The sequence below is a fragment of the Wolbachia endosymbiont of Pentalonia nigronervosa genome, assembly GCF_014534705.1.
Classification (GTDB): Bacteria; Pseudomonadota; Alphaproteobacteria; order Rickettsiales; family Anaplasmataceae; genus Wolbachia.
In genome coordinates, this window is the sequence record NZ_JACVWV010000005.1 from 23,400 (window position 1) to 42,722 (window position 19,323).

The window sequence follows — 19,323 nt, forward strand, 5'->3', positions numbered from 1 at the left end:
CCAAATGAAATCTATTGTACACTATTATAATTCTTTTTCAATTCAATCGTATATTCTGGGACCATACAAAGAAGCTGTTTATCTAGGTGGGTAAAAAAATCAAGGACTGTAAAGACCTCTTTTGCAAGAGGTCTTTACAGAGGCAAGTTATCATGCTTTTTCCATGGTCTTGCCACTTTCTTATTTTTCAATAACTCTAGCGTTTTACAAAGGTGGTACTTAGTTTCACTCGGCATTATTATATCATCAATATATCCATGTGATGCGGCAAAAAATGGATTAGCAAATTTCTCTTTATATTCTTGAATTCGTGCTTGTTGATCTTTTTCACGTCGAAATATAATTTCAACTGCGCTTTCAGGACCCATCACAGCTATTTCAGCAGTTGGCCAAGCATAGTTTATATCACCTTTTAAATGTTTTGAATTCATCACTATGTATGCACCACCATATGCTTTTCTAGTAATGAGACTAATTTTTGGTACAGTCGCTTCAGCATAAGCGTAGAGTAACTTTGCTCCATGTTGTATTATATTGTTATACTCTTGACTTGTTCCTGGCAAAAATCCTGGAACATCAATAAAAGTAACAATAGGAATATTAAATGCATCACAAAACCTCACAAACCTTGCTGCTTTTCTTGAAGAATCAATATCCAAACATCCTGCAAGGTGCATAGGTTGATTTGCAACAATACCGACTGTATTGCCATCAATTCTACCAAAACCGATTATAACATTACGAGCAAAATTAGGTTTTAATTCGAAGAAATTCCTTTCATCACAAACCTTTTCAATGAGTTCGTACATGTCATAAGGAGTATTGGGATTAGTAGGCACTAAAGTATTTAAAGATTCATCAATTGATTTCGAAAGAGGTCTAATATCATCGATCTGATCACAAGCTGGTACAGACTTAGGTGATTCTTGATTATTTGACGGCAAGAAAGTAAAAAATTCACGTACTTTTAACAACATTTCAACATCATTATTGAATGCAAAATCTGCTACTCCTGTTTTGTTTGTATGAACTTTAGCGCCACCAAGATCCTCGTGACTTACATCTTCATAAGTAACTTTTTTTACTACGTCAGGTCCGGTTATAAACATATATGAACTGTTTTTCACCATAAACGTAAAATCAGTTAATGCCGGGGAATAAACCGCTCCGCCAGCACATGGCCCCATAATTAAAGAAATTTGTGGTATTACCCCTGATGCATTCACATTTCTTTGAAAAATTTCCCCATAACCTGCCAGCGAATTTACTCCTTCTTGGATTCTTGCTCCACCGGAATCATTTAATCCAATAATTGGAATTCTAGCATTGATAGCTATGTCCATAATTTTACATATTTTTTTTGCGTGCGATGCTCCAAGTGATCCACCAAAAATAGTGAAATCTTGAGAATAAACACAGACTTTTCTACCAAAAATAGTACCATGGCCAATTACCACACCATCACCAAGAAAGTTTGTGTTTTGCATACCAAAGTCAGTTGCATGGTGTTTTACAAATTTATCGTATTCCTCGAATGAATTTTCATCGAGTAATACCTGTAACCTCTCTCTGGCGGTTAATTTCCCTTTTTTGTGTTGCTTGCTAATTCGCTCAGGACCACCAGCTTTCAATGCTTTGCCTTTCAGTGTTTTAAAATCTTGCATTTACATAGAATAATTTTCAACTAGCAAAGTATATACGATTCTGTTGAACTTATAAAGTTAGCATCTTATCACTGGGAACTGTACATCTAAAACATCGACTTTTATATGGCTCGACCATAACAGAACAGATTTTTTATTGTTACATTATTCAAACAAGTTTTAGCGGTAGATTCAGTATGTTTACAAATCTCTTCAGCTTTTCTTGACTCTATTGCAGATGTTGCATACGTTAGGAGTATATCTGGAACTTTGTTACCATGACCACTCTTGATAGCGTAATATATTTTTGACTGCATTTCAGCAAGATCAATAAGCTCATCTGCTGGCATATTGCAGGATTTACTTATTACTTGTTCAAATTTTTCTATAATATTTAATGAATAACCTAGTGCTTCTTTGGAAGTTATGTCCTGAAACTTGGGAAGAGGATAATTTCTATCAAAAAAGTTTTGTAACAAGAGCAATCCTACGCTGACATTATTTTGCATACACGCTTCTGTGCTAAATTGTCCCACATTTCCTTGTATTCTTTCTTTTGCTCCTTCGTGCCCTACAGGTAGATCTATTGCTGATTTTTCACTGATAAGATTATATATTCCTTGCATGATCCATTGAGGTATCCATGCTGTTACTCTGCCTGCTCCACTTGTTACATGCCTGCCAGCACCATGACAAATTGGGGTTGCTACACCCTTTATCTGAGGTTTTGATCTCTTCTCACTGCGACGAAAACGGTGTGTGCCTTTTGATTCAAGATAGTGAATTAATTCTACTCTCCGCGGACCAATTAAAGATAAAGGAGTTCTGCCATACTCATCCTTAACATAAATATCAGCTCCTTTCTCTATAAGGTATTTTACTACACTTAATTTACCAGAAGAAGCTGCTAAATGCAAAGGGGTACTACCATCATTGGCTTTAAGAGTAAAATCAGCACCCTTAGTATCAACAAGGTATTTTACTACATCTGGATTACCAAAAGAGGCAGCTTTGTGTAAAAGAGTCCAGCCATAATCGTCTTTAAGGGTAAAATCAACCCCCTTAGTATCAATAAGGTATTTGACAGTATCTAAGTGACCATTGCTAGCAGCCAAGTGTAAAGGAGTCCAACCATCATGAGCTTTGAGGGTAAAATCAGCTTTCTTAGTGTCAATAAGGTATTTTACTACATCTAATTTACCATGAGCAGCAGCTGAGTGTAAAGGAGTCCAACTATCATTAGCTTTAAGAGTAAAATCAGCCCCCTTAGTATCAATAAGGTATTTGACAGTGTCTAAGTAACCATTACTAGCAGCCAAGTGTAAAGGAGTCCAACCATCATGGGCTTTGAGAGTAAAATTAGCTCCTTTGTCATCAATAAGGTATTTTACAGTACTTAAATGACCATTGTTAGCAGCTAAATGTAAAGGAGTCCAACCACCATTGGCTTTGAAATTAAAATCAGCTCCTTTAGTATCAATAAGGTATTTTACAATATCTAAATTACCATTTTCAGCAGCCCAGTGTAAAGGGGTTCTGCCATAATTATCTTCAAGATTAAAGCTAGCTCCTTTCTCATCAACAAGGTATTTCACTACATTCAGCTTACCTGAATAAACAGCAAAATGTAAAGGACTCCAGCCATCATTATCGTCTTTCAGAGTAAAATCAGCCCCTTTAGTATCAATAAGGTACTTAACAGTATCTAAATTACCATTTCGAATTGCCAAGTGTAAAGGAGTTCTACCATAGTTGTCTTTAAGAGTAAAATCAGCTCCTTTCTCATCAACGAGATATTTCACTACATCCAGTTTATTCCAATAAGCAGCCAAGTGCAAAGGTGTATTCCCATCGTTATCTTTAGTATTTAGGTTAACCCCTTTACTAATATACTCTTTAATCAAACCAAGATTACCTTGCTTTGCAGCGGTTATTATTCCTAAATTGAGTTTATAAGCTTGTCTCAAAAATAGTACTATATCAGTGTTTTGTGCAGCTAAACTTAGTAAAGTATTACCACTTTTATCTTTAGCATCGAGGCTTGCTCCTTTACTAATGTATTTTTTAACCAAAACAAGGTTACCTTGCTTTACAGCATTCACTAAGTTGACATCAAGCTGTAATTGCATTAAAAAGTTTTTTACTTGTGTTGAGGTTGCTGAATCTGAAGGAGTATTGCCGTATTTATTAGCAGCCTGTATATCAGCTCCTTTCTCCATAAGATATTTTACTACATCAAATGAATCATGTTGAGCAGCAAAATGCAGAGCAGTATTACAATCATAGTTCCTAGCATTTACATCAGCATCTCTTGCTGCAAGATATCTAACTACGTCTAATTTGCCTGCTCTAGCAGCAATATGTAAAGGTGTATAATCATGATCATCCTTGGCATTAACGTTAGCTCCTTTTTCTTCTACAAGATATTTTACTACATCCAATTCACCTTCTTGAACAGCAAAGTATAGAGGTATTTTACCGCTATTATCTTTAACATTTAAATTAACTCTTTTTTCTTCTATAAAATATTTAACCATGTCTAGTTGACCTGCTGCTGCAGCTGCGTGTAAAGGAGTGTAATGAAACTTATCAGTGGCATTTAAGTCAGCTCCTTGCTCTACAAGGTATTTTACTATATCTAAATGGCCTTCTTGAGCAGCAAGATATAGAGGTGTTTTGCCGCTATTATCTTTAACATTTAAGCTGTATCCCTTTTCTTCTATCAAATACCTCATTATGTCTAATTTACCACTGTAAGCAGCTTGATGTAGAGGAGTGCTTCCATCATTAGTAGTAACATGTAAATTAGCCCCTTTTTCTTCTATAAAGTACCTTACTATATCCAGTCTGCCATCATAAGCAGCTTGATGTAGAGGTATACTTCCATCCCTAGTGGTAGTATTTATACTAGCTTTTTTTTCTTCCACAAGATACTTCACTATATCTAAGGAACTAGCAACATATAGAGGAGTATAAGCATACTTGTCGGTATCATTTAAATATGCTCCTGCTTCTATCAGGTATTTTACCATATCTAGATTACCGCTTTTGGCAGCCAGGTGTAAAACTGTGTCACCGCAATTATTTTTGATCATCCTGGTATGAATATTGGCTCCTTTTTCTACAAAATATTGCACTACATCTAACCTACCACTAGCAGCAGCCAAATGTATAGGGTTAGCGTCACGACTGTCGGTAGCACTTAAATCAGCTCCTTTTTCTACCAAGTATTTAACTATATCCAAATGGCCTGCCTGAGCAGCAATGTGTAGAGGAGACCATCTATCTTTGTTGACAACATTTAAATTAACTCCTTTATTTACAAAATACTTCACTGTACTCAAGTAACCACTCAAGGCAGCTGCATGTAGAGAAGTATTGCCATTAGTATTTATAGTTAGATGTACATTTTTTGTTACTTCATAGGAATAATGATCATGACCTACTAGCTCTTTGTAATAACTTGTATAACAAAAATCATCACGTTTATGGAAATTAATTTCATTAACTAAAGTGCCAATTTTCTGCTTTGCAGTTGTATATATATCAACAGAACTTTCACTGCCTTGACTGAGTTGGAAAGTTGGCTGATGTCTAGAAGGATAATCATTCAAATCAAAGCATTTCTGCGTCTCTATGGAGTGAGTATAAATAAAACTACACTCAGAAGAAAAGTTATCACTTGAATTGTGCCTCTTATGCTCAAAAAATAAACTCCCTAACATATCGCTAAAAGCTAATTTCTTACTATTGTCAGAATTGTCCTCCACTACTTTCAATGAGAGAAAATCATCAGGAATAATTGCACTTTCCTCTGTAGCATTATTACGTATATGTAATTTTCTAGACTTGAAAAAATAACTAAATTTTGCATGTGAGTTTCTATCTTGCTCGCATACTATAGATCTATCAAGCTTCACATCATTATCATTGCGCATACTAGAGCTGGTAGTCCTTTCATCCACCACAGCTTTAATTGAATTCAAGAGATTATTTAAAGTAGATATATCAGCTCCTTTTCCTGCAAGGTATTTCACTATGTCTAAATAACCATTTTGGGTGGCTAAATCTAAAGGAGAATTACCACTCTTGTCTTTAGCGTCAATATTTGTTCTTTTTTCCTCTATCAAATATTTTACTACATCTAAATTGCCATTAGCAGCAGCCACATGGAGAAGAGTAAAGCCATTCCTATTAACAGCATTAATATTAGCTCCTTTCTCTGCCAGATATTTTACTATATCAAAAGATATAGCTTCATACATAGGAGTATTGCCACTCTTGTTAGTAACACTTAAATTAGCTCCTTTTTCTACAAGATACTCGACTACATCCAAGTGACTACCACGAACAGTTAAGCTTAAAGAAGTATTACCATCTTTGTCTTGGACCTCAAGATTTACTCTTTTTTCCTCTATGAGATATTCTACTACATTTAGCTTGCCATTCGAAGCAGCTGCATGCAAAGGAGTACCGTTGTTTTTATTAGTAGCATTTAAATCAGCTCCTTTTTCTATAAGGTATTTTACTATATCTAAATGACCACCAAAAGCAGCTAAGTGCAGAAGGGTATTACTATCCTTGTCTTTAGTATCTAGACTAGCATCTGCACTAGCACATTTAGCCTTATCAAGATCACCTCGCTTTACAGCATTTATTAGATCGAGGTTAAATCGCGCCTGATGCAGAAGTTGCTCTATGTAGTAGTTCTGAGCAGCTAAATATAGAAGACTATGGCCATCTTTATCTTGAACTTCAAAATTTGCTCCACGAAGAATGTACTTTTTAACCATGCCAGGATTATCTTGCTTTACAGCATTGATGAGGTTGAAATCGAGTTCCTTTTGTTTTAAAAATTCTATTATTTTAGTATTGCCATTTCGAGTAGCTATCTCTTGTAAAGTATTACCATTCTTGTCTTTAACTTTTAAGCTTGCTCCTTGATTGGAATATTTTTCTACCTTATCAAAATTACCTTGCTTTATAGCATTAAGTAGATTGAGATTAAGTTGTGCTTTTTCTAAAAACTTTACCACATCAGTGTCGATAGCTAGATCTCTTGGTGTTTTACCGCTATCATTCCGAGAGCCAATATCAGCATTTTCTTTTATAAGATATTCTACCACATCTAATCTACCGTTTTGTGCAGCTATATGTAGAGCTGTTTTACCATTATTGCTTTCTTTATTACTCTTGATAATTCTAGTGTGAATATTGATTCCTTGCTCAAGAAGGTATTTTACTATATCTAAGTTACCACTAGCAGCAGCCATATGCAAAGGAGTATAGCCATCCTTACTGGTAGCTGTTAAACTTGCTCCTTTGTCTATTAGGTATTTAACTAAATCCAAGTTACCAGAAGAAGCAGCTAAATGTAGCGAAGTATCTCCATTCTCATTAGTAACATTAAAATCAACACCTTTTTCTATAAGATATTTCGCTACATTAAAGTGATTACCCCAACTAGCAAAGTGTAGAAGAGAGTTGCCATAATTGTTAGCAGCTCTTAAATCAGCTCCTTTTTGAATAAGATATGTTACCATATCTAGATGACCTCTTGCGGCAGCTAGAAATAGAGGAGTGTTACCATAATTATCAATAGCACTTACATCTGCGCCCTTTTTTATCAGATATTTTATGACACCTAAATTACTATTTAAAGCTGCTAAATGTAATACTGTGTTGCCATTATTGTCATCCTTATGAGTTAATTTAACATTCTTTTCATCTACGAAATACTTGATTATGTCCAAATTACCGCCTAAAACAGCAAGGAGAAAAGGTGTGTAACCATTGCTTTCTGTATTTAAATCTACTTGTTTTTGATCTATAAAGTACTTAACCACACTGAAATGACCTCGTAAAGCGGCAATATGCACGGGGATATTGCCATATTTATCTGCTTTTTTGAAATCAAAGTGTTTTTCATCTACGAGGTATTTAACTATATTAAAATGACCGCCATAAGCAGCCCAGTGTAGAGCAGATCCTTGTGCACCTTTATCTGTAAAAAACTCAACTATATCAAAATAGCCACGGCTAGCTGCAAAATCTATAGGAGCCATACCATTCTTATTTTTGGTATTAACATCAACACCTTTGTTATTGACTAAAAATTGTACAATATTTAACTTACCATGATAAGCAGCAAGACTTAAAGAAGTATAATCGTCTTTCTGTACTGCATATAGATTAGCACCTTTTTCAACAAGACGTTTCACTACGTCCAAATTACCATTTTCAATGGCAAAGTGAAGAGGTGTATAATTGTATTTATCTACATCTTCAGTTGATGCATCTTTATCTAGAAGTTTTGATACAATATTACCCTGTCCACTTGATGCTGCAAGATGTAGTGGGGTTAAATCATCTTTCCCTCTGATGCTTACTTCTATGGTGTTGATTGATAATAACTCCAAAGCAACATTTTCTTTTCTAGATTCGATGGCTAAATGTAGTGCAGTCCAACCATCAGTTGATTTTTGATTAATATTAACTCTATAATGCCCGATCATAAATTTAACAATTGCTAAATTACCAGTCAGGGATGCAAAATGTAAAGCTGTCAAACCACCTTTAGCTTTAGCATTAGCTTCAATTCTATAATTGACTAATAATGCTTCAACAGCATCATTATATTCACCAATTACTGCTAAATGTAACGGTGTTAATCCTGTTTCGGATTGTGCATTAATATCAATTCTACTATTTTGGGATAAGGAAGTAATGACATTATTTTTGCCGAAGGAAGCAGCAATATGCAAAGGAGTGAAGCCTCCTTTAGTTTTTGCATTAATATCACCTTCATCTTGCATGAGATTAGCAATAGTGCTTACATGACCTTTTTCAGCAGCAATATGTAAGGCTGTCCAATCAGAATTAGTTTTTGCATTGATGTCTGCACCATTATTTATCAGATCCTGCATAAAACCCTCGTAACCCATTTCAGCAGCTATATGAATGGGAGCATAACCGTTTATATCTCTTGAATTAACATCAGTACCCATATTTTTAAAAGTTAGCATAATATTAGAATTACCACTTTCTGCAGCAGCATGAATTGCCTGTCTGTCTTTTTATATCTGGCATTAACATTGGCGCCATTTTCAAGCAAAATCTCCATTTCATTGATGGCCATATTTTCATTTGGCTCTGAAGCAGCATTATAAAAATCTCTGCTAATATCTCTAAATTCTCTTTGATTGCTGTCTTCAACGATACCAACCAGTTCGGGTTTATCATTATCAAATTTTCTAAAGATAAGACGAGTTCTTCCTTGTGGATCACTTCCTATATCAAGCAGTGGATTTGCTTTGCCATATACTGTATATGGTGTGGACCATTCACCAATTGGGTAGTAAGTATCATTATCTTGAAATTGTACTGCATAGCTAACTTTTCTTCCATCTTGCCACTTTCCAATAGGTGTGTTCACTTGTGAGTTAGAAAAATCATATTTTATTTTTCTTGCTGGCTTTTCTTGAGACAGGACACTTATTTCTATAAGTTGCGATTTAACCGAACTTAAATAATCTATTTTTCCTGATACAAATTTTACTATGTCTTCTCTTTCATCTTTAATGAAATCATAAGACTTTACCTCATTTAATATATTAACCACTGCATCAATTAAACCATCGTTACCAACCAATGAGTCCTTAAAATCATTAAAAGTTGTTAAAATTGAAGAAAAGTAATGATTATATTTTTCTACATCACTTTCTTGATAATGAAGATCAGCAAGGTAGCTATATTCTTCAAGTAAAAAGGACATTATAGAAATGTAAGTTTCAGTGCCAAAACATAATAAACCAAGTGCAGTAAATGCTATTTTATCATCAGAATTTTCCGGAATAGCAAACCTTTGATTGATGATACCATACAAGAGTGTATGCAAGCTTCCTGATTGTGGCATTCGAGAGTTTTGCAGACGAGATAAAATGCCATTTATTTCTGCAAATTTAGTAATATATTGGTCGTGAGTTAAATTTCTGATAGCATTTTTTTCGTGTATAAAATTCCTAATAACAGTAATTAATTCTGAGGTAATACCTTCTATTTTTGTATGTCTAACAGAGTTAATAACTTCTCTAAACTTTTTTTCTATCATATTTCCGAAGTTACACTCTAATGCTTTAAGTCCTGACAGCATTACTTCAAGATTTCTGTCTACTTTACTTTCTGCTCTTTTAATGACATCATAATTTCTATCTACTTTAGCTTCTACTACTTTGGTGGTTTCATAGCTTCTATCTAACTGACTGTTAGTCATCATAGATATAGAAGTAATGCCCATGAGAAAGCCAGCGTTAGTAAGAAGCAGTGCCTGACTAGCTATGTGATTATCTAAAAGAAGTTCATAATTTCTATTAATAGCCCAATAATTCTCAGCCACTTGTGCAGAAATATTTTGAATGGCTTGAGGATCATCGACTATTTTCTGAATAAAACCAAGAATAGCTCTAAACTTTTTAGTAGCATCAAACACTTGCTCATTTTTACAAGTTATTGGGTCATCAAGATCCACAAAACTTTTATTGAAATTTTCCCTTATCGACTTCAGATCGTCACTTAAACCTGTAACAAGACTTTTAAACTCTTCATTTGGCCTGGACCAAGACCAACCTGTATCTGCAACGGGTAGGGTATACTGTTGAATCCATTTTTGAAGTAACTTTCTAACCGCAACTGTTATTATGGGAATAGGGATAGGATTACGTTTTGACCGTTTTAGTGCCTCAATACCACTTTCACCAAAATTTATAGTTTCATTGCTGAAATCTTTTTGCTTGATATCAAACAGACCTCTTTCACTAGTTGATTGTTGCTGTTGATTTATTCCCATTTTACCTCCGCCTAAAATTATGTATACTAGATATGGCCTCATTTTAGCACAGGTATTTTTAGTGTCAATAGTTTTTTTTGAGGTCTAATTATGTGATAAAAATTGGTGATCCCAGTGTGATTTGAACACACGACCTACTGATTAAGAGTCAGCCGCTCTACCAACTGAGCTATGGGATCTTATGAGTTTTATATTTCTAAAACCAGTCTACTTGGATCCTCAATATAGTTTTTAATTTTTACAAGAAAAGTCACAGCTCCTTTGCCGTCAACAATTCTATGATCATAAGATAGAGCAGTATACATCATAGGCCTTATCTCCATAGAACTGCCAATGGCAACCGGTCTATTTTGTATTGCATGCATTCCAAGTATTCCAGATTGAGGAGGGTTGATAATAGGTGTCGAAAGTAATGATCCGTATACTCCGCCATTTGAAATGGTAAATGTTGCACCTTCCATTTCAGATACCTGTAACTTGCCTTCACGAGCTTTTTTACCAAGGGCAACCAAAGTTGACTCTATTTCAGCAACTGACAGCTTATCTGCATCACGAATAACCGGTACGACAAGACCTTTATCAGTACCGACTGCAACACCTATATCATAATAGTGTTTATATATAATTTCATCCCCAGAAATCTCAGCATTAATTTCAGGAATTTCCTTTAACGCTTGTACCGCTGCTTTTATAAAGAACGACATAAACCCCAATTTTATTCCATATCTCTTCTCAAAGATTTCTTTATACTTTGCTCGTAAATCCATTACGTTTTTCATATCAACTTCATTGAATGTAGTTAATATTGCAGCAGTATTTTGTGATGCTTTTAAGCGAGAAGCTATTATTTGCCTTATTTTGCTCATTTTCACTCGTTCTTCTCTTCCTTCACCACTGATTTTTGATTGTTTTGCTAGAGGTTGCTCAGCTTTACTTATATGGCCAATAACATCCGCTTTGGTGATTCTTTCGCCCATCCCTGTGCCTTTAACACTTTCTGGATTAATCGCATTTTCTTCCATGATTTTACGAGCTGATGGGGCATCTTTTCTCTCTTCTTTTTTTACTTCAACTTCCTTTTTTATTTCTTCTTTTGGAGCTTCACCAACAGCAAATTTTGCTAATAGTTGTCCTGGACTAATTACATCATCTTCCTTAACGGCAAATTCGATTATGTGACCAGAGCTTTCTGCATTTAATTCAAGTGCTGTTTTATCAGTTTCGATTTCAAAGATTAAGTCATCTACTGTAACTTCTTCCCCGACATTTTTTTTAATTTTAATTATCCCTTCTGTGACTGACTCACCACCAAGAGTTTTTGGTGCTCTAATTTCTATAATTTTGCTCATGAAACAACCTTTTGTATAAATTCTCCATAGATTACTTATACACGAAAAAAAGATTGCGATAAACTAATAAATTGCGATGTCACATATGTTAGATAGGAGGATTGCCCAGTTCACTATTATTATTGAATTCTCTCTCATAACAGCCAACGGTATGAACCCCAGTTCCCATTGCTGTTTCTTTTGTCACTTTTACGTCTTCCAACTTACTGCTGTAGGAGCGTGTATTTAGTATGCATCCTATTATAATACTCAAGATTCCGATTAAACCAAGAGTAGGGCCTATAATGTCGATATACATAGATGGTTCTGTTGCCATTAACGTTATCCTTCTGACCAATAATGAAAAAGCACCAGCAAAAATAAACGTAGCTGCATTTATATTACTAGTTTTTTCGTCAGATTTCTCATCCTTAATTTTTTTACATTCACTATGCAAGAAAGCACAGGCTATGCAAAGACCAACTATGTTAGAAAATAAGAGGATCGAATCTTCTATTATATCTTGTCCCGATACTTGACTAACTATGCCACCTAAGATAACTAATGTAGAGGTAAAAGCATCAACACAGTTTACATAATCATCTTTACTGTAAGGAACACCACTTTCTTTCATTCCCTTTTTGTTTTCAAGACCTCTTAATTCTTGTTCTTTTTGCTTTATTTTCCTGCTATTGTAAATTAAATATAATGTGCAAATAAGGGATAATGCTGTAAAAGGTATTAGTGTATGATTTAGTGCATTATTTATAAGGCCTAACAGTACCACATCACTGCACGCTGCTTCTAGTTTAATGGCCATAAGTACTGCAAATGGAGCCATTGTAGCAAGTGATGTATATTGTCTCCACAGCTCTCTTCTTTTTAGATTTAATATTTTTCCTTCTAATTTTAATTTCTTTGATTTCTCTCCTTCAATTCCTAACCAGAATTCATGAAAAAAATCCCCTTGATCCTTCTTTTGTTTAATCCTTGGCCAAAAAGCACGCAAAAAACCCCATTGATCAGTTGTCGAGTTCTTGTTATCCGATTCGTTTGTACCAGATACATTCAATTTATTGTTTGCATCAGTTTTATTCGGGTTACCTGCACCAGTCATATTAACTATAATAAAATTACGAACTGGTATATTATACTACAATATATCTGATTTAGTCAATATTATTAATATATTAACGATTTTTGTAACTCTTTAGAAGGTGGCATATAGTTTTCATCATGTTTTGCAAACACTGTATCTGCCAAAAATGTATTATCATCAATCATTCTGCCTTGTACAACAACACCTCTTTTTTCTGAGAACATAGGTGGAAGTATTCCTTTATATATCACTTTCACGCTTTTGTTAAAATCTGTTATGTGAAAGATCACTTCACTTTCATTATGAACAACACTGCCTTCAATTACCATCCCCCCGATACGTATGGATTTTTCTGTACTTGGTGCTTCACTAACCGTATAAAAAAATGAAATATTGTCCCTAAGAGTTACTAAAGTGAAAAAAACTATACAACTTAAAAAACAGAAAACTCCTGAAGCTATAAGTAACCTCTTATGTTTTTTCTTCATTACTTTTTTTTATATCTTCTAAAATCCTCTTACTTTTTCTATGACAATGAAATGTAAAAATAAGCTCTCCAATAATCAATGTAAAACTCAAAAAGTAAGCGGCAATTACATATGTATTCATAATATATCAAACAATTCACCAACATTAAAGTAAATCAAGTTTTTATCTTCTTGCTGCAGTACTAATCTACCGTATTCGTCTATATCAGTAAAAGTACCCGTGTATAATTTATCAGCCAGCCTTATTCTAACTTGCTCATTTAACTTAAATGCTCTTTTTAACCACATTTTTTGTATATCATAAAATCCACAAAGTAGCCACTGTTTTCTTAATCTGTTAAAGTTTATTATTAATTCCTTTAATAGATCTATATTTGATATAGAATTACCGTAATCACTGATGCAAGTTGTTCCTGGGAGTGGTGCATAGGTTATGTTAATTCCAATTCCTATCACCAGCCAATTTGAGTTGAATTTTTTTTCTAATAATATTCCACTGATTTTTTTGTTATCAATCAAAACATCATTAGGCCACTTATATTGCAGATGTAGATCACTTTTTAATAGACCTCTTGCAAAACCTATTTCTGATGGCAATTTTGTTGTCAAAACTTGCCTATGCTCCTCAAATACATCTAAGTATTCTGCGGTGCTCGCCTGCGTTTCTCCTAAAACGTTTCTCATCATAAATCGGTTTTGCAAGAGGTCTAATGATAACAGTGTGCTGCCAACAGCTAAAGCTGCAATAAAAGTGAACTCTGTTAATTTATTTATATCTGTGACTTGATTTATTATCAAACTTACATAGAGATTTCCTTCAGGGGAAATCCAAACTTTTCCTGTGCGCCCTTTGCCACCGGTCTGTTTATTGGCAATTATGGCAGTTTCATTCGCTATTTTCTTATCAATTAAATCCAATGCTTCTATATTAGTGCTCACAACTTCTTTGTAGTGATGAATGTGAAATCCTGCAAACGTTTTAAAAGTCATCTTTCAGAAATATTTCTTTAAAGATCCCTAGGGATTTGGTCTAATGTACGTTGTAAAATGATACACGCAGCAATTTTATCGTCTATTTTTTTTGATTTCATAATTGATACTTTAGTGATTTTGAGGGTATGAATTGCCATAGATGTTGAGAATCTTTCATCTTGTAAATATACATCTATCTTATATTTTTTTATTATTTTATTTGCAAATAAAATAATTTTTTTGCACCAGGCATTTTCTTGTCCAGTCATCTCTAATGGCAGCCCTATTACCATTGATCCAGCTTCATTTTCTTTGAAGATTTTATTAAAGTAACCTAAGTCTTTGCTGGTATTTTGCCTGTGATACACGCTGTGTGCAGTTGCTATTAATTGCGTTGTATCGCTAAATGCTATGCCCACCTGTTTTTCACCCATATCAAGGCACATGATACGCTGATTTTTGGGAATAGATTTAAGAAATCCATCTAAGTTTCTATGTAGCATCTTCTTTCGAAATTATTTTAAATTTTAAAAAAGATTCAAATTGAAGCAATAGATTTGTAAAGTATAGTAACAAGATATGTAAACAATAGTGACATTTTTTCTAAGATGTATGGTTCCAGAGTATGATGAAAGTGTAAATAAATCAGGAAATGTATGGTCTTGAAAATTTCCTTTCCTGCAAACTATAAGCATCCGTGTATTTATTAATATCATAGTATGATTTTCTAATGAGATCATCGTCTTGTGGAATGGCTTTCAAATATATAACTATAATTACTTATTGTATCAAAATTTTTAAATATAAATAATCAATAAATTATAATGATTTGGAGCTATTCAAGGACTTAAGATTTACAATACTATTTTTCTGTAGGTCCATGTAACTTGGTATTGTGGAATTTTTTATATGCAATCCAGTACCTATTGCAACAAGTACAGCTAAGGCACCAAAAACCACTTTAAAAGCGTCAGAAGGGTGCATAATAGCAGCAACAACAAGTGCTCCTGTAATAATAATCCTAATCCCATCTTGTCCTAGAGAAGTGTAAAAATCTTTGCTCTTGCTCTCCTGAAGCATTTTCCTCTTGTGAATATCACAATTACGTTGTATGTAATACGCATAAAAACATGTAGGAATTAGATATCCACATTGTGATTTATCCTCTGGCATATCAGTCAAAATCTTGTATGCTTTGTCTACTAATGCTTGATATTCTTTATATGACTCACTTTCAAGCTTGAGCTTTGATTGTTCTATGCTAATATTTGTTAAAAGAAATGCAACAACGCATAGAGTCCTGGTTTTAACCGCAAAATTTAAAACCCCTCCTCCTAAAGTTTGACTATCACATTTCTCCAATAAGTTAATTGCCTGTTTTTGTCCTAATTTTTCTTGTAAATCCTTAAGAGTCTTGAGTTTGCTATCAAATATTGTGTGGTTAAAAATCTCATCATATAACTTATGGATTGGATCATTATTGTGCGGCATAGCCTTCAAATATATAACTATAATTACTTATTATATTAAAATTTTTAGATATAATCAATAAATTATTATAATTCGATACTATTTAAGTGATTAAGACATACAACACTATTTTCTTGCATTTCCACGTAACTTGGTATTGTAGAGTTTTTTATATGCAAGCCAGTACCTATTGCAACGAGTACAGCCAAAACACCAAAAACCGCTTTAAAAGCGTCAGAAGATGACATGATAGACGCAACAATAAGAGCTAATGTAGCCATACCTCCCATGTAATCTTTTACTAGAGAAATACGAAAATCCCTTCTTGTCTGATAATAAGATACTATTTTAGCATCAATATCATAAAAAGTATTTTCTTGATTTTTAGCGATTGTTTCAACGCATGATTTACTGTCAGTATTACACTTCTCAGTTTTATTAGGTACTTCCTTATACTCTGCAAACAACTTGACTATTTCAGAGTTACCATTTTTAATGGCAATTTTTTTGGCTTTTTTCTTTAATGTTTGATATTCTTTATATTCCTTACTGTTAAGATCAAGTTTTGATTGTTCTTTGTTAATATTTATTAAAAGAAATTTAACAACACGTGAATTATTCCATTTAACTGCAAGATTTAAAACTTCTCCTCCTAAAGTTTGACTTCCACATTTCTCCAATAGATTAATTTCCTGTTCTTGCCTTAATCTTTTTTGTAAATCTTGAAGATTTTTTGACTCTTGATTATTCCCCGGGTATCGAATATCTTGGCATAAGTGTCTATCAATATGACAGTATAATGTGTAAATTACATTGTAGTTTTGATCGTTGTCTTGTGGCATGGCGTTAAAATACATCACTATAGTTATTTATTATATTAAATTTTTTAGATATAATCAACTAATTATTGCAATTTTAGGTTATACATAATTTTAAAATGATAGAAAATTTAGCTAATAAATTAATTAAAGTAACCGAGTCTGCAGCGTTTGCTGCACATAAGCTTGTAGGGTTAGGTGGTGAAAAAAAGGCTGATCAAGTTGCAGTTGATGCAATGCGAACAGCTCTCAATGCCATGGAAATAAATGGTACAATTGTAATTGGTGAAGGTGAAAGAGATTCAGCACCAATGTTATACGTTGGAGAAAAAGTAGGCACTGGCAATGGGTGCGAAATTGATATTGCTGTTGACCCACTAGAAGGCACTACAATTTGTGCTCATTATAAACAAGGAGCGATGTCTACCCTTGCTGCAACTAAAAAAGGCAACTTTTTATATGCACCTGATGTCTATATGGAAAAAATAGCGGTAGGAAAAAATCTTCCACAAGGTGTAGTTTCACTCAATAACAGTATTGAAAAGAATTTAGATAACTTGGCACAAGCAAATGAATGTAAAATAAGTGATCTTATAGTTACTGTATTAAAACGCAAAAGACATGATGAATTAATATCAAAAATTAGAAAATATGGAGCAAAAATTAAACTAATAGATGATGGCGATATTGCTGCTGTAGTTTCACTGATAAATGGTAATTCAAATATGTACATTGGAATAGGAGGAGCACCAGAAGGAGTGCTTGCAGCTGCTGCGCTTAATTCACTAGGTGGACAGATAGAAGGAAAATTGATATTTGATACTGAACCATTAAAGAAAAGAGCTAAGGATTTAAATATCCACGATACGGAAAAAATCTACACTATAAGCGATATGGTGAAAGATGAATCAATATTTATTACAACTGGAATCACAGATGGTGAGCTTGTAGATGGTATCAAGTTCAATCATGACAGCTATTCTATCAGTTCATTGGTAATATTACCTCATCGGATAATGAAAATCCAAACTGTAACTTATTTATGAGGTACTTTTATCCTCTTGAAAAAAACCAGTTTAAAAAGCTGTTTTTCTCAATTTCTTCTATTATAGTATAGAAAGCTTGTACAACAATTAAATTGGAAAAGATTCATTGGTTATTAGTCATTAATGTAATTGCTCTTTTTGCAATCGGTATAGCAGTGCAGTATTCTTCTGCTGGAGGAAAATGGTCACCATTTGCAATTCATCAATTAATTATATTTTGTGCATCTTTACCATTGGTTGTAGCCATGCTATTTTTAGAGTTAGAATCTTATGCCTATGTTATCTACATAGTAACGGTAATTTCGCTGCTGGCAGTGAATTACTTTGGTTCACATGTAATGGGTGCAACAAGATGGTTAAAAGTAGGATTTTTTAGCGTACAACCTTCAGAATTTGCCAAAGCAGGTTTAATATTAGCACTTGCCCGCTATTTTCATAAGCAAAGTGTGTACAAAATAATGGAGTTTAAAAGATTGCTGATGGCATTCGTAATTATCTTTTTACCCATATTTTTAGTACTCAAGCAGCCTAATTTAGGAACTTCTGTGATAATGTTGTTGATAGGAGCATCAATGATATTCACTGTGGTTATCAAAAGATCTCACCTAGTAATTTGCGGAGTATTTGGTATTTTGATGGTACCAGCCATTTGGCCTTTTTTACATCATTATCACAAACAAAGGATCACATCATTTTTAAATCCGTCAGTAGATCTACTTGGCATGGGCTATAATGCACAACAATCACAAATAGCTATAGGTTCCGGTGGTTTAGTTGGTAAAGGGTTTGTTAATGGAAGTCAAACTCAACTTGGGTTTTTACCGGAAAAACGTACAGATTTTGCTTTTGCCGTACTTAGTGAAGAATGGGGATTTTTGGGTAGTATGATTGTAATTCTTCTCTATACTTCATTGCTAATTACGATATTTTCACTTGCCTGCAGATCACAAAATTATTTTGCCAAATTGGTATCTATAGGAGTTTTTGCTTTTTTTAGCGCTCATTTTTTGATAAACGTAGGAATGGTTATAGGGCTTTTGCCTATTATAGGTGATCCATTACCATTTTTATCCTACGGAGGCAGTACAACTTCTGCAAGTTTAATATGTATAGGATTAGTGTTAACTTCAACCTTAAATCGCAATCCTCCTAGCGCTACATGCAGACAAAGCATTCATACCGTCCTGAAGTCTGAAGTGAAGTAGTCACTTTCTCCATTCACCATAACAGATTTTGAATAAAAACTTGTGTATATTGTATATTTAATATAATATTAATATATTAAATAATTTCATTAACAATAACATGCGCCCTGTAATATTGTGTGGTGGTAGTGGCGATAGGCTTTGGCCCTTACCTCAACCAAAACAATTCCAGAAGATGGTTAGTCATAACACTATGTTTAAAGATACTTTGCTTAGGTAGTGTCGACATTTATTTTAACCAAAGATATATAGAAGCAATATGGACAAAAGATAAGAAAGAAATAGCTAATTTATCATAACGAGTAGCAACCCTACGAAAATTCTTGAGTTTATTGAACATTCTTTCGATGAGATTTCTCTCTTTATAAAGCTCTTTATCGTATTCTCTTGGTGTTTTTCTATTGGAACG

The 19,323-nt window shown here is 33.8% G+C and carries 14 protein-coding genes, 1 tRNA gene and 1 pseudogene; 3 read left to right on the plus strand and 13 right to left on the minus strand.

What is annotated here, in order from left to right; all coding sequences use genetic code 11:
- Positions 1–134: 134 nt before the first annotated feature.
- The 12 genes from IC220_RS01335 to IC220_RS01385 form a co-directional block, all read right to left on the minus strand.
- Positions 135–1,664 carry an acyl-CoA carboxylase subunit beta gene (locus IC220_RS01335; protein ID WP_188152812.1) on the minus strand — a complete coding sequence of 510 codons (1,530 nt, stop codon included), beginning with the start codon at positions 1,662–1,664 and terminating at the stop codon, positions 135–137.
- A gap of 101 nt (positions 1,665–1,765) precedes the next feature.
- Positions 1,766–8,668: an ankyrin repeat domain-containing protein gene (locus IC220_RS01340; protein ID WP_188152813.1), complete on the minus strand. Its 6,903-nt coding sequence runs from the start codon at positions 8,666–8,668 to the stop codon at positions 1,766–1,768.
- Positions 8,662–10,488, minus strand: coding sequence for a hypothetical protein (locus IC220_RS01345; protein ID WP_188152814.1), 1,827 nt, complete (start codon positions 10,486–10,488; stop codon positions 8,662–8,664). The genes IC220_RS01340 and IC220_RS01345 overlap by 7 nt, the downstream gene beginning before the upstream one ends.
- 103 nt (positions 10,489–10,591) lie before the next feature.
- Positions 10,592–10,667, minus strand: a tRNA-Lys gene (locus IC220_RS01350).
- A gap of 9 nt (positions 10,668–10,676) precedes the next feature.
- Positions 10,677–11,837 carry a 2-oxoglutarate dehydrogenase complex dihydrolipoyllysine-residue succinyltransferase gene (gene odhB, locus IC220_RS01355; RefSeq protein ID WP_188152815.1) on the minus strand — a complete coding sequence of 387 codons (1,161 nt, stop codon included), beginning with the start codon at positions 11,835–11,837 and terminating at the stop codon, positions 10,677–10,679.
- A gap of 88 nt (positions 11,838–11,925) precedes the next feature.
- Entirely contained in the window at positions 11,926–12,933 is a 1,008-nt protein-coding gene (locus IC220_RS01360; protein ID WP_188152816.1) for a hypothetical protein, read from the minus strand.
- Between the two features lie 65 nt (positions 12,934–12,998).
- The gene (gene ccmE, locus IC220_RS01365; RefSeq protein WP_188152817.1) at positions 12,999–13,403 is read right to left on the minus strand and encodes a cytochrome c maturation protein CcmE; all 405 of its coding nucleotides are present in this window, start codon (positions 13,401–13,403) and stop codon (positions 12,999–13,001) included.
- Positions 13,387–13,524, minus strand: a complete 138-nt coding sequence (locus tag IC220_RS08220; protein ID WP_458695326.1) for a CcmD-like small membrane protein — start codon at positions 13,522–13,524, stop codon at positions 13,387–13,389. Before IC220_RS08220 ends, ccmE begins: the two co-directional genes overlap by 17 nt.
- The gene (locus tag IC220_RS01370) at positions 13,521–14,393 is read right to left on the minus strand and encodes a biotin--[acetyl-CoA-carboxylase] ligase (RefSeq protein ID WP_188152818.1); all 873 of its coding nucleotides are present in this window, start codon (positions 14,391–14,393) and stop codon (positions 13,521–13,523) included. The genes IC220_RS08220 and IC220_RS01370 overlap by 4 nt, the downstream gene beginning before the upstream one ends.
- A 17-nt stretch (positions 14,394–14,410) precedes the next feature.
- Entirely contained in the window at positions 14,411–14,878 is a 468-nt protein-coding gene (gene ruvX, locus IC220_RS01375) for a Holliday junction resolvase RuvX (protein ID WP_188152819.1), read from the minus strand.
- Between the two features lie 316 nt (positions 14,879–15,194).
- Positions 15,195–15,866 (minus strand): hypothetical protein, encoded by a 672-nt coding sequence (locus IC220_RS01380; protein ID WP_188152820.1) that lies wholly within the window; start codon positions 15,864–15,866, stop codon positions 15,195–15,197.
- A 65-nt stretch (positions 15,867–15,931) separates the two neighbouring features.
- Positions 15,932–16,702 (minus strand): hypothetical protein, encoded by a 771-nt coding sequence (locus tag IC220_RS01385; RefSeq protein WP_188152821.1) that lies wholly within the window; start codon positions 16,700–16,702, stop codon positions 15,932–15,934.
- A gap of 83 nt (positions 16,703–16,785) precedes the next feature.
- On the opposite strand from IC220_RS01385, the gene glpX reads away from it, so the two are divergent.
- From glpX to IC220_RS01400, 3 genes and pseudogenes are all read left to right on the plus strand, one after another.
- Positions 16,786–17,709 (plus strand): class II fructose-bisphosphatase, encoded by a 924-nt coding sequence (gene glpX / locus IC220_RS01390; protein ID WP_188152823.1) that lies wholly within the window; start codon positions 16,786–16,788, stop codon positions 17,707–17,709.
- Positions 17,710–17,795: 86 nt separating this feature from the next.
- The gene (gene rodA / locus IC220_RS01395) at positions 17,796–18,914 is read left to right on the plus strand and encodes a rod shape-determining protein RodA (protein WP_369408744.1); all 1,119 of its coding nucleotides are present in this window, start codon (positions 17,796–17,798) and stop codon (positions 18,912–18,914) included.
- Positions 18,915–19,014: 100 nt separating this feature from the next.
- Positions 19,015–19,131, plus strand: a pseudogene (locus tag IC220_RS01400) (sugar phosphate nucleotidyltransferase); the annotation flags it as partial.
- A 12-nt stretch (positions 19,132–19,143) separates the two neighbouring features.
- Here IC220_RS01400 and IC220_RS01405 read toward each other — a convergent pair.
- On the minus strand, positions 19,144–19,323 hold a 180-nt coding region (locus IC220_RS01405; protein WP_188152748.1), incomplete at its 5' end, for a transposase.